Consider the following 22,770-nt stretch of genomic DNA (forward strand, 5'->3'; position numbering starts at 1 on the left):
TTTTCAGGGGAGCAGGTCAGTCGCGGTAGCCTTCTTTGATGATCCCTTCACTGTGGCTCTGGATTTCGGCGACAGTTCGCAGGACATCTCGCACCTTCTGTTCAAACTCGCTTTCGGAGTTGAAGAAAATGTTGCCGTTGGCATGCGCCGTGTTGTTCCGCTCGCCCACTAGCTTGGCGTAGGTCCCGATCTTGCTGTTGTCGCATTGGATCAGCTTGAGGAAACGCAGCACCGTGCTTTCATTCACCACACTGAACACGAACGGCGATGTCGCCGCCATCAGGTCCTTTTCCATGTTCTTGTTGAACCCGACCATCGCGGTTTCAAACTGCACCGGACGGATCAACTTGATCTGCCAGATGTTGAAATAGACAAAGCTCATCACGAGCATGTGGTAGGCAAGGAAGGCGAATTGGTATTTGTCGTGCTCGACATTGGTTTCGAACGCCTCCCAAAGAAAGCGGACATAGTCGCGTTCCTTGGCGGTGTTATAGGAAACTGGGAGGTAGTCGTGGATCTTTTCCGCCCCTTCGATCATGCCGCCGCCTCTTCGTCTACCTTCGCCTCGCCCCAGACACGATTAATGGCGGCGTCGATCTTTTTCTCGAAGCGAGCGATCAGGTCGCGGTTGCCATCGACAATGACCTGCTCAGCATCTAGCTCTTTGACGATTTCATCTTGCTCGTCTGACGAGGGCAGTCGGATGTCCCATTCCTTAAGCTTTGAAAAGTGACGGCGGTAGCCATCTTGTGGCAACGGATATGCCCGAAGGAAATAGGCAAGGTAGCGCGGCAATACGCCGTCCTTTGCCTTCAAAATCTTGATGCCGTCAGCGCCCTGAACAAATGGCTGATCTACAAACTTGACGACGCACGTATGATCCCCAAAAATTACCAGCCCTTTGCCGGGTTGGATTGCGCCCTGCACCTCGTTTGTCCAAGCAGCGATAAGCTCCTTTGACTGGTCAATGATCGGGATTTCACCTTCTGCCTTGTAGGCTTCTGTTTGGAGTTTGAGCGGGGGTGTCACCGTGTCGATCAGGTTCTTGAGCTTGTCACTCCCCCACTCAGGGTCAATGGGGATGTGGGGGCGGTAGTTTTCGATGACGGCGCGAGCACCATCAATGACGCGCTGATAGCCGTCGATCTCGGCCACAATCTCCCGCTGCACCTCAATCGGCGGTAGTGGGATTTTGAAGCGCTCAACGAAAGTTCTCGGCACGCGCTGCAAACCGCCAGTGCCCGTCATCTGCGGTATAGCCTGAGCACGAAACGCTTCATGCGTCACACAGCGATAGACCCATTCCGGCAATACCTCTTCCCCCGTCCGCAAAACGTAGAACTCGCTCGACCCAAAGCCGATGCCACTTTCAAGGTCCTTGGCGATCCCGGCTTTACCGTTTTCGAAACAGGGGGTGACCTTCGCGAGCAAGACGTCGTTGTCAGCGAAGTAGGTGTAGCTGTTCCCGACTTCCCCGAGCGCCTTGGTCTCTGACGGGCGGAAAGAGATATCCCACTCGCGCAGATCGGCCATCGGAACAAACGAAACCACAGTGTCGCTGGGGAGATCGCGAACCTCGCGCTTTGGCGGGTTCAGGGTGCAAATCTCTCCTATAGGCACACGTGGGATTTCGAATTGATCGTCATTCTCCGGTCTGTATCTTTCGCCGCTTAGGTTGAACTCGCCGTCCTCCCCGATCACCTTACGTTCGACAGAGTAACCGAATACGCTCTCCAACTCTTCCCCAGCACCGCCCCGCGCGGCTTGCATCCATGCGGTCAGCTCCGCCTTTACCTTGGGCAGCTGCGAACCCTTTTGCGCCTTGCGCTGCGCGCCGAGCTGGAAGCCATCGTTCTCGACCTTGAAGAAAGCAACGTGTTTGCTGGCCTTGGCCACCGCGCGGTCGAGTATCAGGATTGAGGTCTTTACGCCCGAATAGGGGTTGAACACCCCCGCAGGCAGCGAGATCACGGCGGCAAGGTGGTTTTCGACCAGCATTTTGCGCAGGGCCACATAGGCGCTCTGGCTTTGGAAGATGATCCCCTCGGGCACGACGATGGCAGCGCGGCCATTCGGCGTCAGGTGCTCGGCGATATAATCGACGAACAGCACTTCGCTGCGCTTCGATTGCACCTGAAACTTCGTGTGCGGTTTGATCCCGCCTTTTGGCGACATGAAGGGCGGGTTAGCAAGGATGACGTCCGCCGTCTCGGTCCATTTGTCCTCGGACGTGAGCGTATCGTATTCCTCGACCTTCGGATCAGCAAAGCCGTGCAGGTAGAGGTTCACCAAAGACAGGCGAACCATGTCAGGAGAGATGTCATAGCCCTTGATGTTGCGCGAAAGGCGGGCCCGGTCCTCAGGCTGTAGCATGTCACCCGGATAGCGCATCGGACTTTCCAGCGCCTGTTCGGCAGCATCGCCCTCGGTACTTGAGCCGTTGCCGTTCACCACCCCGGTCGAGTTCTGTTTCAGAATGTGCTTGAAGGCCGAGATCAGGAAGCCCGCCGTGCCGCAGGCTGGGTCAAGGATGACCTCAGTCTTCTTCGGGTCGATGATCTCGACCATGAAGTCGATGATGTGGCGGGGCGTGCGGAACTGACCCGCGTCGCCTTGGCTACCCAAGACGGACAGCAGGTATTCGAAGGCATCGCCCAGCTTTTCGCTGTGGTCGTATGTGAAGCTGTTGATCTCGCGTAGGAAGGCGCGAAGCGTTTCAGGGTCGCGGTAGGGTAGGTATGCGTTGCGGAAGATGTCACGGAACAGCTTGGGCAGGCCTTCGTTCTCGACCATCTTAGTAAGCGCTTCTGAGTATGTGTTGAGCATCTCTTGCCCCGACACACCGGGTGCAACCAGCTTGGCCCACCGATACCGCTCAAACTCCTTGGTGAAAAAGGTCGGGGTGCCACCCAAGTCGATGGTCTCCGCGTCCATGTCGTCCATGAACTTGTAGATCAGCGCGATGGTGATCTGCTCAACCTGACTCTTGGGATCAGGTACTTTGCCCACGAGGATGTCGCGGCAAGTGTCGATGCGGCGCTTGGTGTCAGAATCGAGCATATTCGGTCTTTCAGAGGAACGGGTTCAGGGACACGTAGTCCTTGATATATTCGGGGATACGCTTGCGCCACGGCGCTGGAACTTCCCTCAGGTCGCGCGTGGTGAAGGTGGGGTTTACGTTCAGATCGGCAAAGTGGCCAGCGTCGATCTTGGCGCGGACATTGGCATCACGGATGTAAGCCTCGAAGAAGTAGCGCATTTCGCGAATGCGGTCGGCTTCTGCGGGCTGCTGATCGGCTAGGAATTTCTGGAACTCGTCTTCGATCAACTCTGCCTTTGTCTTGAAGCCAGGGATGAAGCCGAACGCCTTTTCTACCAGTTCACGCACCGAAATGCGACGATCCACCCCTGCCGCCCGACGCAGCTTTTCTAGGGTGTAGAACTCGCTAGGCTTGTCGAAGATTTCTTCGATAACATGGCGAGTGGCAGCCTCCCAATTTTGGGCAGCAACGAGATCGGCGAGCGCTGTGTCTGATCGTGCGGTGTCTTCGAACTTGCGGAATAGTTCGCGGTCGATCCGCATCCCGTCCTTGCCGATCTGTGTCTCGACCTGGCTTACGACATCGTCGGGGTCGAAATGCTCGTAGATGCCGATGCTGCTAGTGACGGTGGTCTGCCCATCCCCGCCTTCGCCACCCATGGACAAAGCCATAGCGGGTGACGCTGGAAGGCTGATTTCCTCGTCGTAGTCGAAGGTCTCTTCGAAATATTCGCAGTTGGCAAAGAAGTCGAAGAGGCGGAAGGTTGTCTTCTCGACCTCACCCAAAATGGCCTTCTTAGCCGGGTCGAACATCTCTTCCGCAAAGTTGTGTTTGCGCGTTCCCCGTCCCTTGATCTGTACGAAGTCAGACGGCGAGAATATCGGCCGCATCAGGGCGAGGTTGAGAATGTCTGGGGCATCATAGCCGGTGGTCATCATGCCTACGGTGACGCAGACACGCGCCTTGCTGGTCCGGTAGTTGTTGACGAACCCGCTGTGACCGCCGAGGTTGTTGTTGGCGAAGTTGACGGTCATCTTCTGTGCGTCGGTGACATGGCTTGTCACCTGCATGGCAAAATCAGACGTGTAACGACCCGGCCAAAGCTGATCGGCCATTTCATTCAGGATTTGTACTATTTTTGCCGCGTGTTTTTGGCTGACGGCGAAGGCGATAGTTTTGCCGAACTCGCCTGAGATCGGATCACGCAACCCATGCTGCAAGAGCGTCTTGCAAAAGGCCTGGTTTGTTGGTTCAGCAAAGAACTTCTTCTCAAAGTCACGCCCAGCGAAGGCCTCTTCAAGCTCGTTTCCATCAGCATCTGCCGTCGTGATGACAAATCCTTGATCTGAGAGAAGCTGCGTCGTTACGGTTGTGCGCGCGTCCACCACATATGGGTTAATCAAGAACCCATCCCTCACGCCGTCAATCAGCGAGTAGCGATAGGTCGGCTCACCAGAGGTACAGCCGAATGTCTTGTAGGTGTCCAGCATCATCCGTCGCTCTGTTTCGCGCGGATCGCGGTCCGAAGTTCTGTTGCTCGACTGCTTAAGATAGTCCTTGGGGGTAGCCGTCAGGCCTAGCTTGTAACCGATGAAGTTTTCAAACACCGCTCTTGCATTGCCGCCAATCGAACGGTGAGCTTCATCTGAAATGACCAAATCGAAATCGGTCGGAGCGAACAGGCGGCGATACTTGTCATTGAAAAGAAGAGACTGGACTGTGGTGACAACGATGTCGGCCTTTCGCCAATCGTCCTTCTGTTCCTTGTAAACGACAGAAGTAAAGTCGTTCTTGAGATACGCCTTAAATGCTTTGTCAGCTTGAACCTCTAACTCCAGGCGATCTACGAGGAACAGTACGCGTTTCGCATTCCCAGTCTTGAGGAAAAGCTTGATGAGCGCAGCCGACGTCAATGTCTTTCCGGTTCCTGTCGCCATTTCGAAAAGGAAGCGGGTCGAGCCCTTCAGGGCGTCCTCCTGTACCCGCTCAATTGCTCGCTGCTGATAACGCCGAAGAAACCGAAGCTTGCTTTTCTCAATGAAGGAAGTACGCTCAGCCTCGACCTTCCATCCTGCTTCCTGCTTGAAAGATGGCATCTGGGTTAGCGCGATGTAGTCGAGCCCTACCTGTTCCCCTGCGAGTCTCTCTGCATTCGGCGTAAAAGCGTAATGGTTCCCGATTTCCTTGGGGCTTGGGAATTTTGAAATGACTGCAGGGCTACCCTGCTCCAAATCCCAAAGATAATGAATGTTACCGTTGCTCAGAATTATGAAGCGGGCGTTCTGTGAACGGGCGTATTTTCGGGCCTGTTCCTTTGCTGATAGAGGTTCTTTATCCTCCGACTTCGCCTCCAGAACAATAAGCGGCTTACCTTGCTCATCGAGAAGAAGGAAATCCACAAATCCGTTTGATGTTCTTTCCAGGTCTGCACCAAGATCATCAATATCGTTCTGTGAAATTTTGATGTTCGGTTCTAGGACGATATTGGCAGGGCCAGCTGCATCGTCAAAGAAACGCCATCCAGCCTCGTCGAGTAGCCGGTTTATCTTGATCCTGGCTGTTGCCTCTTTGCTCGCCAAAACTGCCCTCGCGTTCGAAATTCTGCAACTCTCCTAGTCTATATGCGAGCTCAGCGCATGTGCCAGACCAATCGCGGCACACAATCCGATTTTCTTCTGGAAAACCTACGGTTGGCCATCGAAGCAAGGCTCCCACCGAGTTGCTTTGGCAATCGTCGGGGGTCCAGGTGGTGGTGGGCGTCCTAAGAAGGCCAATTTAACGCCAAGTGTTGCAGCTCGGTACCTCTGGCTGATCGCCTTGGCATAGAGACTTGCCCGGAGGCTTGGGCTGATCGGCCTTCGAGGATGGGGGTTGTGTCGGTCACACAACGGTCACGCAAGTTGGTTTCAACGCTATCGGCACTGAATTGCTCAGCCCGGATGAGGGCGTTTTGACCCCTTGGTGGTATATCCGCCAATAGAACGCGCGATCGAATAAGGCATAAGCCTCCGGCTGCAGGCCATAGGGACTTCACCTTTTTGTACGGTTCACTGTGGCGTCGTCCAGCGCGACCTGCGAACGCTTGCCAGCCGAAGGAGCGCCTCGTGGTTCAGGATGTGGAAGGGAAATCATCTTCTGTCGCTTCTGGGGCGAAGAGTTTGCTATGGAGCATGAGAATATCTCCACCATCAATTTCTTCGTTTATCTCTGCGCGTCGCATATATGCAGTGACCAAATTACGCCGCTCTTCGGCAGACAAGTTTGGGAATGTCTTTTGGATTTCTTCTGCGACCCGCAAAACCAATTCCGAGAACGCCTCTTTCCACTCAGGACTAGGCGCATGAGGGTGGGCCGTAAAAAGCTGGTGAATATCTATGCCGAACTGTGCAAAAATCTCCGAAATGAGATCTGCAGGCAGAGCGCGCGCCCCTTTCTCGTAAAGCTGCATACTTCGAAGCGAAATGCCAAGGCGTTCGGCCATGTCTGACTGCTTGATGTTGAGCCGTAGGCGCAGCGCTTTCAGGTTTTCTGGGAGATTCACAAGCTGCCGTCGCAACTCCACTTCCCTCTGAAGCGCAGGTTCCCAGAAGTCGCGCTCTCCCTGCGCTTCAAATTCAGCCCACTGCTCGCGGCTCAGGGTTGCTTGCCCTGGCAAAGCGCGATGCTTTGAGTTGGGCCGATCTTGCGTGCTCATCGCTTCGTCCATAGGTACCCACCTCCTTAATGTGCACATTTGTGCTTATAAGACTTGACGTACGAAGTGCCTGGAGTCAAGCTTAGTGCGAACATTCGTACGCATTAGATGAGGCTCAGAAGGTTGTGAACCTCATTGGTAGCACATCTTGAGGTCCAGAAGGCGAAAGAGCGGAGACATGCCTAAAATTGTGCCGATTTTCGCTACGGAGAGCACTGCTGCGAAGCTTTTGGATTTGAGCATCAAGGCGTTCCGTGCACTCGTGGCCGATGGTTACCTGCCCGCAGGGCAGCAGATAGCGCCTGGAATTTTCCGGTGGCGAGTCGACGAACTGAAGCGCATCGCTAGCGGCGAATCTGTCGAAGGGCTGGGAGACGTCGATTGGTGAGGAAGAAGTACATTTTTCGTTCGGATGGAAGTCGTCACTACGTCAGGATCAAAGGGCGCTATTTCCGCATTCACGCAGCCGAGGGCACCGCTGCCTATGATCACGAGTACTGGGAAATTGTGACAGGAAAACGGATGTCCTTGAAGACATCTTGGCGAGCCTTGATGGCGGACTACCGATCATCTGATCGATGGACCTCCCTAAAGCCTCGCACCCGCCGAGACTACGAGAAGGTCATAGAGTATTTGCTCGAAAAAATTGGCGATCGTAATGTTAGGGACCTCAGGCGGTCAGACGTCATCAGGGCGCAGAAAGCAAACGCGCATCGGACACGCTTTGCCAACTACATCCCACAGATGATGGTTATCTTATGTGAGCATGCCATCGATATTGGTTGGCTTGAAAGCAACCCGGCGAAAGGTGTGCGACAGCTAAAGACGCCGGAGAACAAACGGCAGCAACACATTCCGTGGCCAAATGAAGCTGTCGAGAAATTCCGCCAAGAGGCAGGGAAAGTTGAGCGTCTGATTTTCGAGATCGGGGTTGGCACCGTCCAGCGCCCCGGGGATTGGGTCGATTTCACCTGGGGCGACTATAACGGTGAAGAGTTGGTTCTGCAGCAGAACAAGACCGGTGTAGCACTCAGGCTACCCTGTACCCCGGAATTGAAGGCGGCTTTGGATGACGCAAAGGGATTGCTGAACGCTGTCCCCATTGCGGCTCGGCCCATCCTCTCAAAGCAGTCAGGTGGAGCCATGTCTTACAGGTACATGGCCCAGATCATGCGTAAAGAGCGCGTCAGGCTTGGGCTGGAGACGTACGATCTTCACGCGCTTCGATACCGGGGGATACAGGAGTTGGCGTGGTTGGGGTGCTCTGATGACGAGATAGCCAGCTACAGTGGTCACAAGTCCAAGAGCATGATCGTCAAGTACGCGGGCGAAGCTAGACAGGTCATGCGAGCCCGTCAAGCGGCTGCTCGCCGCACCTGAACAGAACAAGTACAGAACGAGAAACTGATACGGAGGGTGATACGTCATGAGATTTCAAGCTGCTAAGTGCTTGAAAATAATGGAGGCGAGTACCGGAATCGAACCGGTGTACACGGATTTGCAATCCGCTGCGTCACCACTCCGCCAACTCGCCAGAGCTGCGCCTGATTAGGGCGTGTCGCGGCGCGCGTCAAGCAGGAACCTCGCTCGATATGGAACCTTGTGCGCCGGGCCGGCGTTTGTCCGGGAACAACGTCACAGCGATGGAGATGGACCAATGGCACAGACCGCCGCGAGCAATGGGAAAAGCGCCACGACCGAGCGCGATATCGACGCGCTGAGCGAGCAGATCGCCACGCTGAGGGGCGATATCTCGAGCTTGGCCGAGCTGGTCGGCGAGATCGGAACGCGCCGCGGCAAGGCTGCCAAGTCGCGGGTCGAAGCTCAGGCAGAAGAGCTGCGCGGCAAGGGCGAGGATGCCCTGCGCGATGCCGGGCGCCGTGCCGCCGAGTTCGAGCATGACGCCGCCGACCGGATTCGTACCACGCCGTTTCAGGCGGTCGGGCTCGCCGCCGCAGCCGGCTTCCTGCTCGGATATCTGGGCGCGCGGCGATAGGATCCGGCATGCTGTTCGGACTTGAAGCAAGAGTGCGTGCGGGCCTCTCGCGGCTCGCGCGTTCTTTGGCGGGAATGTTGTGCCTGCTCGTCGCGGCGGTGTTTTTGACCCTTGCGGCGTGGATGGCGCTTTCGGCCGCGCACGGGGCGCAGATTGCGGCCCTTGTTATCGGCGGCGTCTACCTGCTGTTGGGCGCCATTCTGATCGCCTCCACCGGGCGCCGGCGCCCGGTCGCGCCACCGCCGCCCCCCGCGTCGGTTGGATCGCTGGCAGAGGCATTCCTGGCCGGGCGCGCCGCTGGACAGGCGATGGGGCAGGGCCGCGAGCGCGGATAGCCCGCCTTTTAAGAGATTACCCCGGCACAAGTGTGACTCTCTTGTGCCGGTCAAGATTTGTCTGATCTAGGGTCATTGCGGCATTCCGAAGAGTGTGGCACAACCGTTCGTGTCGATACTGAACGGAAGAGTTTAGCTCATGACCGACTTCGCCACGCGCCGCCGTATGATGGTGGATACGCAGGTCCGGCCCTCGGATGTCACCAAATTTCCGATCATCGAGGCCATGCTCAAGATCCCGCGCGAGGCTTTCGTGCCGGATGGCCGGCAGGAGGCCGCCTATGCCGGGCGCAATGTCCGCCTGGCCGATGACCGCGTGGTTCTGGAGCCGCGTACCCTGGCAAAAATGCTGGATTTTCTCAATATCGATACCGACGATCTGGTGCTCGATATCGGCACGGGCATGGGCTATTCCTCGGCTGTCATCGCACGGATCGCCGAGGCGGTCGTCGCGGTCGAAGAAGACGAGGCGATGGCCGAAGAGGCGCAGGCGCTGCTGAGCGAACATGCGGACAACGTGATTCTTCACACCGGCCCTCTGGCCGAGGGTGCCGCCGGGCACGGTCCCTATGACGCGATTGTGATCGAGGGCGGCGTCGAGGAGTTGCCCGCCGGTCTGAGCGAGCAGCTCAAGGATGGTGGGCGGATCGCCTGCCTGTTCATGGAAGGTGCGCTCGGCACGGTCCGCATCGGCTGGAAGGTCGATGGGGCGATTACCTGGCGTTTTGCATTCAACGCGGCGGCGCCGGTGCTGCCGGGATTCAAAAAAGAGGTGGCCTTCGCGCTGTAGACCGCAGACCGCGAAAAGGCGATAATCGAGCAGAGGAGCCAGTCATGGCGCGCAGAACAGTGTTCGGAATGGTGGCGGGGCTATGCTTTGCCGCAGCAAACACGGTGCCGGCCGCGGCAGAGACGCTCGCAAGCGCTCTCTCCAGCGCCTATGTCACCAGCGGTCTTCTCGACCAGAATCGCGCCGTGCTGCGCGCCGCTGACGAGGATGTCGCGCAGGCGGTTGCTTCGCTGCGCCCGGTGCTCAGCTGGTCCGGTACCGTTGCGCGGAGCTATGGGTCGTCACGGAGCTACGTCTCGTCGCCTGGGCAGCCGCTGCTCGGCGTGCCCCCGAGCGGCGATTGGCAATGGCAGGCCTCGACCACCACGACCGCGAGCATTGATCTCATCGCCTCGATGACCGTCTATGCGGGCGGCTCGCGGGTCATGGGGTTCAACGCCGCGCGTGAAGCGGTCCTGGCAACCCGCGCGGCGCTCGTCGCGGTCGAGCAGGACGTGCTCTACGATGCCGTCTCGGCCTTCATGGACGTGCGTCGGGCCACCGAGACCGTGATGCTGCGTCGCAACAACGTTCGCGTGATCGGTGAGGAACTGCGGGCCGCGCGCGACCGGTTCGAGGTGGGCGAGGTGACCCGCACCGACGTGGCCGCCGCCGAGGCGCGCCTGGCAGAGGCGCGCAGCGCGCTGGCCGGTGCCGAAGGCGATCTCGCGATCAGCCGCGAAACCTATAAATCCGTCATCGGCCATTATCCCAACGGGCTCGTGCCGCCGAGCGGGCTGCCGCGCCTGCCGGCAACGGTCGAAGGCGCAAAGGCGCAGGCGCTGCGCAACCACCCCAACCTGACGCAGCTGCGCCACTCGGTGGCGGCGAATGACATCTCCGTCAAGATCGCCGAAGCGCAGATGGAGCCCACGGTGACCGTGCGCGGCACCTGGGGTGTCGACGAGACCTTCGACTCGCGTTCCGCGTCCCGCGGGGGCACCGTGTCGATCGGTGTCGACGGTCCGATTTATCAGGGCGGGGCGCTTTCGTCCGCCGTGCGTCAGGCCATGGCCAACCGCGACGCCTCGCGCGCGCAGCTCTACACCGCCGGCAAGAATGTCGAGCGCACCGTGGGCAGCGCCTATGCCTCGCTGCGCATCGCGCAGGCCTCGCTGACATCGACCGGCGAACAGGTGCGCGCCGCGCAGGTTGCGTTCAACGGGATCCGCGAAGAGGCGACGCTTGGCGCGCGCACCACGCTCGACGTGCTCGATGCCGAGCAGGAGCTGCTCGATGCCCGCGCCGCACGGATCTCGGCCCAGGTCGATCAGACGGTTGCCGCCTATGCCGTGCTGGCTTCGGTGGGGCAGCTCACGGCCGAGGCGCTTGCGCTCGACGTGCCGCGCTATGATCCGTCGGAGTATTACAACCTGGTCAAGACCGCGCCGGTGCGCTCGCAGCAGGGCGAGGATCTCAACCGTGTCCTGCGTGCCCTCGGGAAAAACTAGGGGTTTCCACATCTGTTGTCTGGAATCGCGCCGCGCGCTACAGTTTGCGCGAGGCAAGAGTGGAAAATAAATGTCAGATCCCGTGACGAATGTGGAAATCGAGGATGTTCTGTCCTCCATCCGGCGGCTGGTATCCGAGGATACGCGCCCCAAGGCGCCGCCGCAGCCGCCCGAAAAGCCGGAGCGGCTTGTCCTGACGCCGTCGCAGCGGGTGCCGGAGGCGGAAGCGCCGGCCCCCGAAACATCCGAGAAAACCGCAGCCCTTCTGACCGAGCCGACGCTGGTGCCGGATGCCGAGGATGCCGATTGCGCGGAGAGTCCGGCCGAGGACCGTGTGTCTTCCGAAGCGCAGGCCGCGCCCGACGCGGCTGAGCCCGACACCGGAGTGTTGCCGCTCGGCCGTCTGGTCGAGCAGGAGGTGGCGTGCGTGCTCGATGAGGACGAGGCAGAGCTCGCCGAGCCCTCGGCCACTGTCACCCCGGAAACCGGCGATGTGACGGCGCCTACCCTCGCCGAGGATGCGGATGACGCCGCGAGCGACGAGGGCGAAACGGACGACCCCAAGGCGTTGGCTGACAGCGACGATCCGGAGAGCGGGCTGGCCCGCAAGATCGCCGAGCTCGAAGAGATGATTTCGCGCAGCCCCGGGGTTTTCGAGGCGGACGCGCCGGAAGAGGGCGGGAACGCCGCCTTCGTGCATCACCCGCGTGAGCCGCTTGCCTGGGAAGATCATTTTGCCGATGCGTTCGATCCGGCCGAGCCGGAGGTGCCAGAGGCGACCATTCTGCGCGGTCCCGCCTGGAAGGGTGAGCCGGAGCGTGAGCGGCCGGAGCTTGCCGCTGTGCCGGAAGCCGGGGCCCAGGATGTGCCGGCAACGATCGATGAGGACACGCTTCGCGAGATGGTTGCGGCAATCGTTCGACAGGAATTGCAGGGGGCTCTGGGCGAGCGCATCACCCGCAATGTGCGCAAGCTCGTGCGCCGGGAGATCCACCGCATGCTGGCGAGCCAGGATTTCAACTGACGCGTTGCCTGTCGGGGAGGCCCTGGCGCTTCGGCACCGTCTGAAACGACCGAAAACGAAAGGCGCGCTCGTTGCGGAGCGCGCCTTTCGTACATTCGGGCAGATGTATTTGTCAGATCAGGCTGCTTCGCGCTCGGCTGCGGCCGCGGCATTGCGGCGCTCGCTTTCCTCACGCGACAGCGCGACGGAGGTGCGCACACCCTTGCCAACGAATTCCATCAGGCCGGCGACAACCCGCTCGTTGGGGTCGATGCCGGCACAGCTGAGAACCTCGCGCCCATCGCGCGAGCGGGCCCAGCGGGCAATCTGTTCGGGACCATTGCCATACTTCTTGTCATCGGCGATGGCGTCGTCGAGCGCAGCCAGAACCACAGCGGCAAAAAGCTTGCGCGCGCGGTTGCCTTGTTCGGCATTAAAGGCTGTGCTGTCCACGAAATCCTTCATAGTTCGACCTTTGATTATTGCTCTTGTCTTTTCCGGCGTGAGTGGCGTTATGAACCATTCCGTTCGATTCGGATACACCACAAACGCATGACACCTATGCGTATGTTGCATGGGTTTGTTCGAGCGCACACGAGATATCGTTGTCTTGCACGGGCACGACTGGCCAGATATAGGAGCGGCCAGACAATCATCAACCTTTTGCCAAAGATTAGTCCCATGCCCAAGATCAACGGTAACGAGATCCGCCCCGGCAACGTGCTGGAACACAATGACGGCCTCTGGGCCGCCGTGAAGGTGGACCATGTGAAGCCCGGCAAGGGCGGGGCGTTCGCGCAGGTCGAGCTGCGCAACCTGCGCAACGGCTCCAAGCTGAACGAGCGCTTCCGCTCCGCTGACAAGGTCGAGCGCGTGCGGCTCGAGCAGAAGGACATGCAGTTCCTCTTCGAGAGCGACGGCATGCTGACCTTCATGGATACCGAAACCTACGACCAGGTCGAGCTGCCGGCGGAGATTCTCGGCGAGCGCCGTCCCTTCCTTCAGGACGGCATGACCATCGTGGTGGAGTTCTACGACGCCGAGGCGCTGAACGCGACGCTGCCGCAGAAGGTGACCTGTAAGGTCGTGGAGACCGAGCCGGTGGTCAAAGGTCAGACGGCGGCCAACAGCTTCAAGCCCGCGACGCTGGACAATGGCGTCAAGGTCATGGTGCCGCCCTTTGTCGGGCAGGACGAGGATATCGTCGTGAACACCGAAACCATGGAATATTCGGAACGCGCATAACCCGCGCGCCGATGTTCTTCCGTCCCCGTGCGATCCGGGGGCGCATATCGAGACAATGACCAGGGCCTCCGGCGCAAAGCCAAGGAGGCCCTTTTCATGATCGACCATTTCACCGAGACCGACCTGTCGGATGTGGCGGTGCTGCTGCGCGGGCTGAACGCGCTGCACGCGGCACGTCTGCCGCAGCGGTTCCACGAGGCCGCCGACGCGGCGGCGCTCGGCAGTTTTCTGCAGGAGCGCATGGGGCAGGGGGCGCGGGCGCTGGTCTACCGCGCCGGGGGCGTGGCGCGCGGCTACCTGCTCTGGCATCCGCGCGATGTGCCGGCGAGCGCGGTGGACCATGCGCGGCGCGTGGCGGTGCTGGAGCATATCGCGGTGGCGCCCTCCTGGCGGCGGCGTGGCATCGCGCGGCGACTGGTGGCGCGGTTCGAGGCGGAGGCGGCGGGCGCGGGCTGTGAGGCCTGGCTGACGGCGGTGCACGATTTCAACGCCGCCTCCGCCGCGCTGATGCGGCAGGCGGGAGCGGCGCGGGCCATCGACATTCTGGAAAAGCCGCTGGCATAGGCGCAAGATCCTTCGAAGGATCTTGCAAATCTCTTCGAAGAGATTTGGGCGCTCAGACCCCGGTGGCGCTCAGCAGCCGCGCCACCATGCCCTGATAGCTCGCCCCGAAGAGCCGGAAATGCACCAGCGCCGGAAACAGCTGATAGATCGGCCGCCGCTCGGCCCGGCCCGGCTCCTGCGGCCCGTAGCCTTGCCAGAACGCGTCCGTTGGGTTGCCGAAAAGCTCCAGCATGGCCAGATCCACCTCCGCATGGCCGTGATAGCAGGCCGGGTCGATCATCCAGGCGTTGCCGTCGCCGAAGAGCGCGTTGCCGGTCCAGAGATCGCCATGCAGCAGCGCCGGTGTCGGTCTTGCGGGCAGACGTTCGGGCAGTGCCCGGGCCAGCGCCTCGAGCCGCCGCGCCTGCGCCATGGGCAGCACCGGCAGGAAGGGCAGCAGCCGCCGCCGCGCCCAGAAATCCGGCCAGTCCCCGGCATGGCCGTTGGGGATCGGCTGCGGCCCGAAGGCGTAGTCCTCCGGCCAGCCATATTGCGCGCCCCGGCAATTGTGCAGCCGCCGCAGCCCTTGCCCCAGCGCCTGCCAGCCGACGGCGGAGGCCGGCGCCTCGTCCAGCCATTGCAGGCAGAGCAGCGATCCGGCCTGATGCAGCACCTCGGGCACCGGTGCCTCTGCGGTGGCCATGGCGGCGAGCATGCGCGCCTCGCTGTCGACCCGCTCGCCGCGCTTCACCGCCATCACCCGGCCGTCTTCGAGCGTGACCTTCAGCACCTCGGAGAGATCGCCGCCATGCAATGGGCGCGCCGAGGCGATCCCGGCGCCGAAAACCTGTGCGAGCCCGTCCAGGCTCATGGCGCGTAGCGCACCACGGCGCCATCCGCCCGCATCTCGTCGCTGGCCCGGTCAAAACGCAGATGCGCAATGCCCTTGCCGCCGGCCTGGGTGTAGAGCGTGCCCGCGAGTTTCTCGCCCGCCATGATCTGGGTGCCCGGCGCGGCGCTGCCCTCGACCCCGACCGTGACCAGACCCTTGCGCAGGGAGGTCTTGTGCTTCATCCGCGCGGTCACTTCCTGCCCGACGAAACAGCCCTTGTGGAAATCCACCCCGTGCAGCCGTTCGAACCCGGCCTCCAGAATGAAGGTGTCGGGGGTCAGCTCGATGCCGCTTTCGGGCACGCAGGCGGCGACGCGCAGCGCCTCCCAGTCGGCGGCATTGCCGGGCTGGCCGTCATAGCCGCGCCAGCCGAGCGACGGGTCGCGCGGATCGGCAAAGGCGCCCTCGGGCGGGGTGCCGGTGCCCCGGGTGACCTCGATATCGGTTTCGGCAATCTCGACCTTGCTGCGCAGCTTGTAGAGCGTCAACGCGCGCATCAGGTCATCGGCCTGATCCGCCGCCACGTCGATCAGGATATCCCCGCCCGCCGGCACCAGCAGGAAATCCGAGCGGTACTTGCCCTGCGGCGTCAGCAGCGCCGTATAGACCAGCCCGTCCTTCAGCAGCGTGACGTCATTGGTCACCAGCCCTTGCAGGAAATGTTCGGAGTCCGGGCCGCTCAGCCGCAGCACCTTGCGTTCGCCATTCATCGCGTTCTCCCGTCTGTCTCCCGCTATGTAACGGTATGGGCGCGGGGTTGCGAGGGGCCGGGATCAGCTTTCGGTGAACTGCATGGCATGAAGCCGCGCATAGGCGCCGTTGCGGGCAAGCAGGTCGTCATGCGTGCCCTCTTCGACGACGCGGCCCTGATCCATCACCACGATCTTGTCTGCATGGCGCACGGTCGAGAGCCGGTGCGCGATGACCAGCGTGGTGCGGCCCTCGGCGAGGCGCTCCAGCGCCTGCTGCACCACCGCCTCGGATTGCGCGTCGAGCGCCGAGGTCGCCTCGTCGAGCAGCAGAATCGGGGTGTCGCGCAGCAGCGCGCGGGCGATGGCGACGCGCTGGCGCTGCCCGCCCGAAAGCGCCGAGCCGCGCGGCCCCACCGGCGCGTCGAGCCCGCCTTCGAGCCGGGGCAGGAAATCCGCCACATGCGCGGCTTTCAGCACCTTGTCCAACTGCTCTTCCGAGACATCTTTCCGCCCCAGCAGGATGTTCTCGCGCAGCGATTCGTCGAAAAGCAGCGCCTCCTGACTGACCACCGAGAACAGCCCGCGCAGATCGCCGAGTCGCATCATCGCCACCGGCACGCCGCCGATCTCGACGCGGCCGCTTTCGGGCTCGGCGAGCCGGGTCAGCACGTTGAAGACGGTGGATTTGCCCGCACCCGAAGCGCCCACCAGCGCAGTGGTCTTGCCGGGCTCGGCGACCAGGCTGGCGCCGCGCAGCACCGGCGCCTCGCCATAGGCCAGATGCACGTCGTCCAGCAGCACGCCGGGCACGCCCTGCGGCGCCGGCTGCGGCGTCTCGGGGTCGCGCAGCGCCGGCACCATGTCGAGCAGCTCCTTCAACCGCTCGATGGAGGCGGCGGCGATCTGCCAGTTGCCGCTCACGGCGCCCAGCCGGCGCAGCGGTTCGAAAGCCAGCGCGATGGCGGTGAAGAAGGCCATGAAATCGCCGACGGTCTTGGATCCGGCGAGGATCTCGCCGCCGCCATAGAAGAGCACCCCCATGAAGCCGATGCCCGACATGATGTCGATCAGCCCGGGAATCGAGCTTTGCCCCAGCGCGGCGCGGGTCTCGGCATTGATGCGCTTGTCGGTGAGCTTGCGATAGCGCGCCGCCTGATACTCCTCCAGCCGGTTGAGCTTGACCGGCACGATGCCGTGAAACACCTCGTTGAGCCGGGTGGAGAGCCTGGCGGCGATATCGCGGGCGTGGCGGGCATTGCCGCGCACATAGCGCTGCACCAGGATCGACGGCAGCACCATCAGCGGCGCGCCGACCAGCGCCACCAGCGTCCAGCGCCAGTCGATCCCCAGCGCCACGCCGAAAAGCGAGATGAGCGCAATCACGTCGCGCCCGGCGCCGGTGATGATGATGCGCCAGACCTTGCTGATCTGGCCGACATCGCCCTCGACCCGCTGCATCAGGTAGCCCGGCCCGTAGGCCTGGTGGAAACTGCCGTCGAGCGTCATCAGATGCCTGAGCAGGTCGTTGCGGATATCGCCCACGGTGCGCTCGGAGACCTGCGTCATCAGCACCTTCTGCGCGATGCTTGCCAGCGCCCGGATCATGAAGCTGGCAAAGATCACCAGCCCGACCCACCACAGCGCATCCGCGTTGCCGCCGACAAAGACATTGTCGAACATCGGCTTCATCATGTAGCTGAGCAGCCCGAACATGGCGCCCTCGACGCTCATGAAGACCAGCGCCACCACCAGCAGCAGCCGGTAGGGCCAGAGATAGGTCCACCAGAGCCAGAGAAACAGCCCGCGGGGTTTCTTGGGCGTGTCGGTCACGCCAGTTCCTCCGGCGGGCGGCGGGCGTCGAAACCGGCCTGAACCGGTTTGCTGTTATATTCGGTGGCGATCCACTGCTCGAATGGGATCGGATCGCGGCGGTTGCGCGCCGCGTAGACGTCGAGAATATAGCCCTGAATGCCGGTGCGGGTGAATTCCAGATGGATGTATTTCAGCCCGAGCTGCTTGCGTGCCTCTTCCACCGGCACGCCCTCGAACACCATCAGATAGACGGCGGAGGCGAACCCGGCGCGGTCGGCGCCGGACTTGCAGTGGAACATCATCGGACGCTCCGCCGTGCGCATGGTCTCGATCAGGGTGAGGATGCGCTCGCGCTTGGGCGCCATGCGCGCCCAGAGCTTGGCATGCAGCAGTGTCAGCCCGAGTTTCTCGCAGCTCTCCTTTTCAAAGAGGTAATGCGAGTATTTCTCTTCGCCGCGCAGGGTGATCACCGTCTTGATGCCCATGCGGGCGTATTTCTTGAACCGGCGATGCGTGGGCTGGTTGGAGCGCCAGACCCCCGGCGCGATCTGCCAGAAATTCGTCCAGACGCTGCGCAGCCAGGCGTGATCGAAGAGATTGTAATGCAGGGTCGACAGCGCCCGGGCCCCGGGCGACGAGATATCCTTGCCGAAAGACCGGCGAAACCGCCGTTCGGCCGTTTCGATCTTTTCCCAGAGCTGCGCGAGCATTGTGCCGTCCCGTTGATCTGGCGGGGGGTTTAGTGGGCCTGTTCCGTCAAGGCAAGCATAGCGCCGCATTGACGCCACCGCATCGCTGGTTAGGTTGGCCGCCGTGCCGCCATTTCAAGGGGCGCATTCACGGAGAAAATCGGTAGTGCCCCGAGAGATGGTGTAAGAGCGCCGACCTTCGGAGAGGTTCAAGGCTGATCAGGTCGCCACGGCGGACAGCCTGACGGTTGTAGTGTCGGTGACACGCGCCAGGCTTTCAAGCGACATGTATCTCCGCGCAACCGTCCATTCGTCATTGGTCTCGAGCATCAGCGCGCCGACGAGACGGACGATGGCCTCGTCGTTCGGGAAGATGCCGATGACGTCAGACCTGCGCTTGATCTCCCGGTTCACCCGCTCCAGTGGGTTCGTCGACGCGATCTGGGCCCAATGCTCACGTGGAAAATCCATGTAGGCGAGGACGTCGTCGCGCGAGGCGTCCATGAGGGCGCCGAGCCGCGCCTGCTTCTCGCGCAGCGCGTCAGCCACGACCTCCCACTGGGCTTCGGCATCCGCCTTGTTTTCCTGGGCGAAGATCGTCTTCAGCATTGCCGCCACGGCCGTGCGCTGCTTGGTCGGAGCATGGGCAAGCGCGTTTCTCATCCAGTGAACGCGACAGCGCTGGTGCGTCGCGTCGAACACCCGCCGCGCGGCAGCCCGCAGCCCCTTGTGGTCATCGGAGACCACCAGCTTCACGCCGCGCAGGCCACGGTCGGCGAGAGAGCGCAGGAAGTCGGTCCAGAACGTTTCTGCTTCGGATGGACCGGTGGCGACGCCGAGAACTTCGCGCTTGCCGTCCTCGTTCACAGCTACCGCTATTATCACGGCGCGGCTGATGATCCGCCCGCTCTCGCGCACTTTCACGTAGGTCGCGTCGAGCCAGAGATAGGGCCAGGCGCCTTCGAGCGGCCGGGAGAGGAATGCATTCACCCGCTCGTCGATTTCGACACAAAGGCGACTGACTTGGCTCTTCGACATGCCGCCAGCGCCCATCGCCTTCACCAGATCGTCTACGGAGCGCGTCGAGACCCCGTGGACGTAAGCCTCCTGGATCACCGCCACCAGCGCCTTCTCAGCAGTCCGTCGCGGCTCCAGGAAGCTGGGCAGGTAGCTCCCCTTTCTCAGCCGCGGGATTTCCAGCGCGATCCGACCGGCACGAGTGTCCCAGTCGCGGTCCCGGTAACCGTTTCGCTGAACCTCCCGCAGGGGAGAGCGAGCGCCCTTCGCGGCACCGGTTCGCGCCTCGACCTCCACTTCCATGATCCGCTCGGCCGCGAAGGCCAGCATCTCGCGCACGAGATCGCCATCGGCCTGCTTCGCAACCAGCTCAATCAGCGTCATTCTGTCATCGGTCATCGTCATCTCCGTTCTTGGTTCAAGGTCTCGCAACCCGAACCTTCTCGAAGATCGGCGGTGGCCGCCAGCGTCACACCCGGCCGCGCGCTGCGCTACGCTGGGGGCTCCGCGCGCGGCCTCCTACACCAAGCGTTGGGACACTACCAGAAAATCGATGTCGCTTGCCCATGGTCGCCCGTATCTGGCCATTCCCGGCCCCTCTGTCATGCCCGACGCGGTGCTGCGCGCCATGCACCGGGCCTCGCCCAATATCTACGAGGGCGAGCTGGTCGAGATGGTGCGCGGGCTGGTGCCGGATCTGAAATACGTGGCGCAGACCGAGGGTCATGCGACGATCTATACCACAAACGGCCACGGCGCCTGGGAGGCGTCGCTGTCGAACGTGGCGAGCGAGGGCGACACCGTGCTGGTGGCGGCCACTGGGCGCTTTGGCCATGGCTGGGCGGATGTCGCCACGGGGCTGGGTCTCGAGGTGCAGCTTATTGATTTCGGGCGGAAATCGCCGCTCGATCCGGCGCGCGTCGAAGAGGCGCTCACTGCCGACAAGGCGCACCGGATCAAGGCGGTGCTGATGAGCCATGTGGACACCGCGACCTCGGTGCGCAACGACGTGGCGGCGGTGCGCGCGGCGATCGACGCGGCGGGTCACCCGGCGCTGCTGATGGCCGATTGCATCGCCTCCATGGGCTGTGACCGGTTCCTGATGGACGAGTGGGGGGCCGATGTGGCGGTGACCGGCTCGCAGAAGGGGCTGATGGTGCCGCCGGGGATGAGTTTCGTGTTCTTCAACGACCGCGCGGCGGCGCGGCGGGCCGAGATGAAGCGGGTCAGCCGCTACTGGGACTGGGTGCCGCGCGCCGAGCCGGAATTCTTCTACCAGTATTTCGGCGGGACGGCGCCGACGCATCACCTTTACGGGCTGCGCGCCTCGCTCGACATGATCCGCGCCGAGGGGATGGAGGCGATCTGGTCGCGCCACGCGACGCTGGCCCGGGCGATCTGGGCGGCTGCGGATGTCTGGGGCGCGGAGGGCCCGCTGGAGATGAACATCGCCGATCCGGCGCAGCGCTCGCACGCGGTCACTGCGCTGCGGCTGGGCGCGCCCTATGGCGCGCAGCTGCGGGAATGGACGGACAAGCGGGCGGGGGTGACGCTGGGCATCGGGCTCGGCATGTCGGAGCCCGAGGATCCGATGGGCACCGGCTTTTTCCGCATCGGCCATATGGGCCATGTGAACGCGCATATGGTGCTGGGGTTGCTGGGCGTTGTGGAGGCGGGTTTGAAGTCGCTGGGCATCCCGCACGGGCGCGGCGGTGTCGCAGCGGCGGCGGAGGTGATCGGCGCGGCCTGAGCTTTGCGCGGGGCGGTGGGCAGATTGCCCACCCTACGGTTGAACGTTACCTAGGCGCGGGACAAGGCCGAAGGCCGCCTCTCACACATCGCAAAGCGATGTGTTGCCGGCAGGCGTTTGCAAGCAAACGCCGAGAGGCGCGCCATCGCCGGCCCGTCCCCCGGGCTGGCGATTTGTTGACATCGGCGCAAAGTGTCGAGGTCTTTCGGACTTGGCCGGGATAAATCGAGAGGCTCGGAGCTTGGCTCGCCACCCCACGGGCCGGCGATGGCGCGGCTCCTCACCCAAGGTTGAGTGGGCAATCTGCCCACCGCGCACCTATCCCCGCCGCGTCAGACGCCGCTCCAGCCGGGTGATCAGGTGATTCACCACCAGCCCCGCCAGCAGCACGGCGTCCAGCCCCCACTGCACCCAGAGCACACCGAAAATCCACAGCATGTTGATGAACAGAAACACCAGCGCGGGGGTGGTGAAATCCGGCGCGGGCTGGCGGGTGCGGTCGTCCATTGCGGGGCATCCTCTCGGCAGCGGCTCTTGGCGCAGGTTAGCACAGCCTGCGCCCGGCTCACCCGTCCGAAGCTCACCTTTGCGTGCGCCGCGCGCTCAGGTGGCGGGTTCGGAGGCCTCTGCCAGCGCCTTGGGCAGTTCTTCGGCGAGGATGTCGAGCTCTGCCCCGGTGCCCGCGCTGATCCGCAGGCAGCGGTCCTGCGGCGCGACGAAGGGCATGCGCACAAAGACCCCGCGCGCCACCAGCGCCTTCAGTACCGCTCGGGCGAAATCGCCGTCGTGGCCGCAATCCACCGCGACGAAATTCGTCGCGCTCGGCAGGCAGCTCAGACCGTTCTCCGCCGCGATCTCCACGATCCGCGAGCGTGCCGCGCCGACCCTGTCGCGGATCTCTGCCAGCCAGGCATCGTCGCGCAGCGCCGCCAATACGCCGGCCTGGGCCGCGCGGTTCATGGCGAAATGGTTGCGCACCTTGTCGAAGGCGCCGATCAGCGGCTGGGCGCCCACCGCATACCCCACCCGCGCGCCCGCCATGCCATAGGCCTTGGAGAAGGTGCGGAAGCGGATCACCCGGGGATCCTCGGGGTCGATATTGGGCGCGGTGCCCTCGGGGGCGAACTCGATATAGGCCTCGTCCAGCGCCAGAACCGTGCCGTCGGGCAGCGTGTCGAGCGCCGCCTCGATATCGGCGCTAGCGTACCAGCTGCCCATCGGGTTGTCGGGATTGGCGAGATAGACGATCTTGGCATCGACCTCGGCGGCTTTGGCGAAAAGCGCCGCGATATCCTCGGCATCGTCGCGATAGGGCACCTTGTGCAGCGCACCGCCATAGGCGTTCACATGGTAGCTGAAGGTCGGGTAGGCGCCGTCGGAGGTCACCACCGCGTCGCCCGGTTCCACCAGCAGCCGCACCAGATAGCCGAGACAGCCGTCGATGCCCTCGCCGAAAACGATATTGCCGGGCGTGCAGCCGAGCCGGGCCGAGAGCTCGGCCTTCAGATCGAAATGGCTGGGATCGGCATATTTCCAGATCTCCGCATCGGCGCTGTGCAGCGCCTCCAGCGCGCGGGGCGAGGGGCCGAAGACATTCTCGTTGGCGCCGAGCCGGGCGCGGAACCGGATGCCGGCGGCGCGCTCATGCTCTTCCGGGCCGACAAAGGGCACGGTGGCGGGCAGGCGGGAGATGAGGTCAGGAAAGCGCGGTCCGATCATGGACGGGGCCTTTACGCCTCGCCGGCCAGCCCGGTCAAGAAAAATGCAGCGTCAATTCGACG

At 62.4% G+C, this 22,770-nt stretch carries 22 protein-coding genes and 1 tRNA gene; 10 read left to right on the top strand and 13 right to left on the bottom strand.

From position 1 onward, the window contains the following. Positions 1-16: 16 nt before the first annotated feature. From Ga0080574_RS17635 to Ga0080574_RS17650, 4 genes are all read right to left on the bottom strand, one after another. Positions 17-538 carry a hypothetical protein gene (locus Ga0080574_RS17635; protein ID WP_076702759.1) on the bottom strand — a complete coding sequence of 174 codons (522 nt, stop codon included), beginning with the start codon at positions 536-538 and terminating at the stop codon, positions 17-19. Beyond that, a complete protein-coding gene (locus Ga0080574_RS26370; protein WP_076702762.1) occupies positions 535-3,060 on the bottom strand; it encodes an N-6 DNA methylase in 2,526 nt (841 codons plus the stop codon). Before Ga0080574_RS26370 ends, Ga0080574_RS17635 begins: the two co-directional genes overlap by 4 nt. A 10-nt stretch (positions 3,061-3,070) precedes the next feature. Beyond that, the gene (locus Ga0080574_RS17645) at positions 3,071-5,620 is read right to left on the bottom strand and encodes a DEAD/DEAH box helicase family protein (protein WP_076702764.1); all 2,550 of its coding nucleotides are present in this window, start codon (positions 5,618-5,620) and stop codon (positions 3,071-3,073) included. A 530-nt stretch (positions 5,621-6,150) separates the two neighbouring features. Beyond that, complete coding sequence (locus Ga0080574_RS17650) at positions 6,151-6,747, bottom strand: helix-turn-helix domain-containing protein (protein WP_076702765.1); 597 nt, start codon at positions 6,745-6,747, stop codon at positions 6,151-6,153. A 166-nt stretch (positions 6,748-6,913) separates the two neighbouring features. On the opposite strand from Ga0080574_RS17650, the gene Ga0080574_RS17655 reads away from it, so the two are divergent. Both Ga0080574_RS17655 and Ga0080574_RS17660 read left to right on the top strand, forming a co-directional pair. Further along, positions 6,914-7,123 (top strand): hypothetical protein, encoded by a 210-nt coding sequence (locus tag Ga0080574_RS17655; RefSeq protein WP_076702767.1) that lies wholly within the window; start codon positions 6,914-6,916, stop codon positions 7,121-7,123. Beyond that, positions 7,120-8,115, top strand: coding sequence for a tyrosine-type recombinase/integrase (locus tag Ga0080574_RS17660; protein WP_237219393.1), 996 nt, complete (start codon positions 7,120-7,122; stop codon positions 8,113-8,115). Before Ga0080574_RS17655 ends, Ga0080574_RS17660 begins: the two co-directional genes overlap by 4 nt. An 80-nt stretch (positions 8,116-8,195) precedes the next feature. On the opposite strand, the gene Ga0080574_RS17665 is transcribed toward Ga0080574_RS17660, so the two are convergent. After that, positions 8,196-8,269 (bottom strand) — tRNA-Cys (locus tag Ga0080574_RS17665). 123 nt (positions 8,270-8,392) lie between these two features. Between Ga0080574_RS17665 and Ga0080574_RS17670 the strand changes: the two genes are divergently transcribed. From Ga0080574_RS17670 to Ga0080574_RS17690, 5 genes are all read left to right on the top strand, one after another. Beyond that, complete coding sequence (locus Ga0080574_RS17670; protein ID WP_076702771.1) at positions 8,393-8,731, top strand: ElaB/YgaM/YqjD family protein; 339 nt, start codon at positions 8,393-8,395, stop codon at positions 8,729-8,731. 8 nt (positions 8,732-8,739) lie between these two features. Then, a complete protein-coding gene (locus Ga0080574_RS17675) occupies positions 8,740-9,066 on the top strand; it encodes a phage holin family protein (RefSeq protein WP_076702773.1) in 327 nt (108 codons plus the stop codon). Positions 9,067-9,205: 139 nt separating this feature from the next. After that, positions 9,206-9,856, top strand: coding sequence for a protein-L-isoaspartate O-methyltransferase family protein (locus Ga0080574_RS17680; RefSeq protein WP_076702775.1), 651 nt, complete (start codon positions 9,206-9,208; stop codon positions 9,854-9,856). A gap of 44 nt (positions 9,857-9,900) precedes the next feature. Next, on the top strand, positions 9,901-11,346 hold the full coding sequence (locus tag Ga0080574_RS17685) for a TolC family outer membrane protein (protein WP_076702777.1): 1,446 nt from the start codon (positions 9,901-9,903) through the stop codon (positions 11,344-11,346). A gap of 70 nt (positions 11,347-11,416) precedes the next feature. Further along, positions 11,417-12,370: a hypothetical protein gene (locus Ga0080574_RS17690; protein ID WP_076702779.1), complete on the top strand. Its 954-nt coding sequence runs from the start codon at positions 11,417-11,419 to the stop codon at positions 12,368-12,370. Positions 12,371-12,487: 117 nt separating this feature from the next. On the opposite strand, the gene Ga0080574_RS17695 is transcribed toward Ga0080574_RS17690, so the two are convergent. Beyond that, positions 12,488-12,814, bottom strand: coding sequence for a DUF6280 family protein (locus tag Ga0080574_RS17695; protein ID WP_076702781.1), 327 nt, complete (start codon positions 12,812-12,814; stop codon positions 12,488-12,490). A 216-nt stretch (positions 12,815-13,030) separates the two neighbouring features. Between Ga0080574_RS17695 and efp the strand changes: the two genes are divergently transcribed. Next, a complete protein-coding gene (gene efp, locus Ga0080574_RS17700; RefSeq protein ID WP_076702783.1) occupies positions 13,031-13,594 on the top strand; it encodes an elongation factor P in 564 nt (187 codons plus the stop codon). Positions 13,595-13,690: 96 nt separating this feature from the next. Continuing rightward, positions 13,691-14,158: a GNAT family N-acetyltransferase gene (locus Ga0080574_RS17705; RefSeq protein ID WP_076702785.1), complete on the top strand. Its 468-nt coding sequence runs from the start codon at positions 13,691-13,693 to the stop codon at positions 14,156-14,158. A gap of 52 nt (positions 14,159-14,210) precedes the next feature. On the opposite strand, the gene Ga0080574_RS17710 is transcribed toward Ga0080574_RS17705, so the two are convergent. The 5 genes from Ga0080574_RS17710 to Ga0080574_RS17730 all read right to left on the bottom strand — a co-directional run bounded on the left by Ga0080574_RS17710 (position 14,211) and on the right by Ga0080574_RS17730 (position 19,638). Further along, positions 14,211-15,008, bottom strand: coding sequence for a fructosamine kinase family protein (locus tag Ga0080574_RS17710; RefSeq protein WP_076702787.1), 798 nt, complete (start codon positions 15,006-15,008; stop codon positions 14,211-14,213). Beyond that, positions 15,005-15,739, bottom strand: a complete 735-nt coding sequence (gene ygfZ, locus Ga0080574_RS17715; RefSeq protein ID WP_076702789.1) for a CAF17-like 4Fe-4S cluster assembly/insertion protein YgfZ — start codon at positions 15,737-15,739, stop codon at positions 15,005-15,007. The genes Ga0080574_RS17710 and ygfZ overlap by 4 nt, the downstream gene beginning before the upstream one ends. Positions 15,740-15,802: 63 nt before the next feature. Then, a complete protein-coding gene (locus Ga0080574_RS17720) occupies positions 15,803-17,551 on the bottom strand; it encodes an ABC transporter ATP-binding protein (protein WP_076702791.1) in 1,749 nt (582 codons plus the stop codon). Next, a complete protein-coding gene (locus Ga0080574_RS17725; RefSeq protein ID WP_076702793.1) occupies positions 17,548-18,243 on the bottom strand; it encodes a fused DSP-PTPase phosphatase/NAD kinase-like protein in 696 nt (231 codons plus the stop codon). Before Ga0080574_RS17725 ends, Ga0080574_RS17720 begins: the two co-directional genes overlap by 4 nt. Before the next feature lie 198 nt (positions 18,244-18,441). Then, positions 18,442-19,638, bottom strand: coding sequence for an IS256 family transposase (locus tag Ga0080574_RS17730; RefSeq protein ID WP_076695235.1), 1,197 nt, complete (start codon positions 19,636-19,638; stop codon positions 18,442-18,444). Positions 19,639-19,792: 154 nt separating this feature from the next. Between Ga0080574_RS17730 and Ga0080574_RS17735 the strand changes: the two genes are divergently transcribed. Further along, on the top strand, positions 19,793-20,989 hold the full coding sequence (locus Ga0080574_RS17735) for a pyridoxal-phosphate-dependent aminotransferase family protein (RefSeq protein ID WP_076702795.1): 1,197 nt from the start codon (positions 19,793-19,795) through the stop codon (positions 20,987-20,989). Between the two features lie 318 nt (positions 20,990-21,307). On the opposite strand, the gene Ga0080574_RS17740 is transcribed toward Ga0080574_RS17735, so the two are convergent. Both Ga0080574_RS17740 and Ga0080574_RS17745 read right to left on the bottom strand, forming a co-directional pair. After that, the gene (locus Ga0080574_RS17740) at positions 21,308-21,496 is read right to left on the bottom strand and encodes a histidinol phosphate aminotransferase (protein WP_076702797.1); all 189 of its coding nucleotides are present in this window, start codon (positions 21,494-21,496) and stop codon (positions 21,308-21,310) included. 96 nt (positions 21,497-21,592) lie between these two features. Further along, on the bottom strand, positions 21,593-22,708 hold the full coding sequence (locus Ga0080574_RS17745; protein ID WP_076702799.1) for a pyridoxal phosphate-dependent aminotransferase: 1,116 nt from the start codon (positions 22,706-22,708) through the stop codon (positions 21,593-21,595). Positions 22,709-22,770: the final 62 nt, after the last annotated feature.

Source organism: Salipiger abyssi (assembly GCF_001975705.1).
Taxonomy (GTDB): Bacteria; Pseudomonadota; Alphaproteobacteria; order Rhodobacterales; family Rhodobacteraceae; genus Salipiger; species Salipiger abyssi.

Excerpts from the sequence above, each read along its gene's own strand:
- Ga0080574_RS17650 (WP_076702765.1), bottom strand. The coding sequence starts at position 6,747 with ATGGACGAAGCGATGAGCACGCAAGATCGGCCCAACTCAAAGCATCGC.
- Ga0080574_RS17730 (WP_076695235.1), bottom strand. The coding sequence starts at position 19,638 with ATGACCGATGACAGAATGACGCTGATTGAGCTGGTTGCGAAGCAGGCC.
- efp (WP_076702783.1), top strand. The coding sequence starts at position 13,031 with ATGCCCAAGATCAACGGTAACGAGATCCGCCCCGGCAACGTGCTGGAA.
- Ga0080574_RS17710 (WP_076702787.1), bottom strand. The coding sequence starts at position 15,008 with ATGAGCCTGGACGGGCTCGCACAGGTTTTCGGCGCCGGGATCGCCTCG.
- ygfZ (WP_076702789.1), bottom strand. The coding sequence starts at position 15,739 with ATGAATGGCGAACGCAAGGTGCTGCGGCTGAGCGGCCCGGACTCCGAA.
- Ga0080574_RS17670 (WP_076702771.1), top strand. The coding sequence starts at position 8,393 with ATGGCACAGACCGCCGCGAGCAATGGGAAAAGCGCCACGACCGAGCGC.
- Ga0080574_RS17675 (WP_076702773.1), top strand. The coding sequence starts at position 8,740 with ATGCTGTTCGGACTTGAAGCAAGAGTGCGTGCGGGCCTCTCGCGGCTC.
- Ga0080574_RS17740 (WP_076702797.1), bottom strand. The coding sequence starts at position 21,496 with ATGGACGACCGCACCCGCCAGCCCGCGCCGGATTTCACCACCCCCGCG.
- Ga0080574_RS17655 (WP_076702767.1), top strand. The coding sequence starts at position 6,914 with ATGCCTAAAATTGTGCCGATTTTCGCTACGGAGAGCACTGCTGCGAAG.
- Ga0080574_RS17735 (WP_076702795.1), top strand. The coding sequence starts at position 19,793 with ATGTCGCTTGCCCATGGTCGCCCGTATCTGGCCATTCCCGGCCCCTCT.
- Ga0080574_RS17685 (WP_076702777.1), top strand. The coding sequence starts at position 9,901 with ATGGCGCGCAGAACAGTGTTCGGAATGGTGGCGGGGCTATGCTTTGCC.
- Ga0080574_RS17695 (WP_076702781.1), bottom strand. The coding sequence starts at position 12,814 with ATGAAGGATTTCGTGGACAGCACAGCCTTTAATGCCGAACAAGGCAAC.
- Ga0080574_RS17745 (WP_076702799.1), bottom strand. The coding sequence starts at position 22,708 with ATGATCGGACCGCGCTTTCCTGACCTCATCTCCCGCCTGCCCGCCACC.
- Ga0080574_RS17705 (WP_076702785.1), top strand. The coding sequence starts at position 13,691 with ATGATCGACCATTTCACCGAGACCGACCTGTCGGATGTGGCGGTGCTG.
- Ga0080574_RS17635 (WP_076702759.1), bottom strand. The coding sequence starts at position 538 with ATGATCGAAGGGGCGGAAAAGATCCACGACTACCTCCCAGTTTCCTAT.
- Ga0080574_RS17690 (WP_076702779.1), top strand. The coding sequence starts at position 11,417 with ATGTCAGATCCCGTGACGAATGTGGAAATCGAGGATGTTCTGTCCTCC.
- Ga0080574_RS17725 (WP_076702793.1), bottom strand. The coding sequence starts at position 18,243 with ATGCTCGCGCAGCTCTGGGAAAAGATCGAAACGGCCGAACGGCGGTTT.
- Ga0080574_RS17680 (WP_076702775.1), top strand. The coding sequence starts at position 9,206 with ATGACCGACTTCGCCACGCGCCGCCGTATGATGGTGGATACGCAGGTC.
- Ga0080574_RS26370 (WP_076702762.1), bottom strand. The coding sequence starts at position 3,060 with ATGCTCGATTCTGACACCAAGCGCCGCATCGACACTTGCCGCGACATC.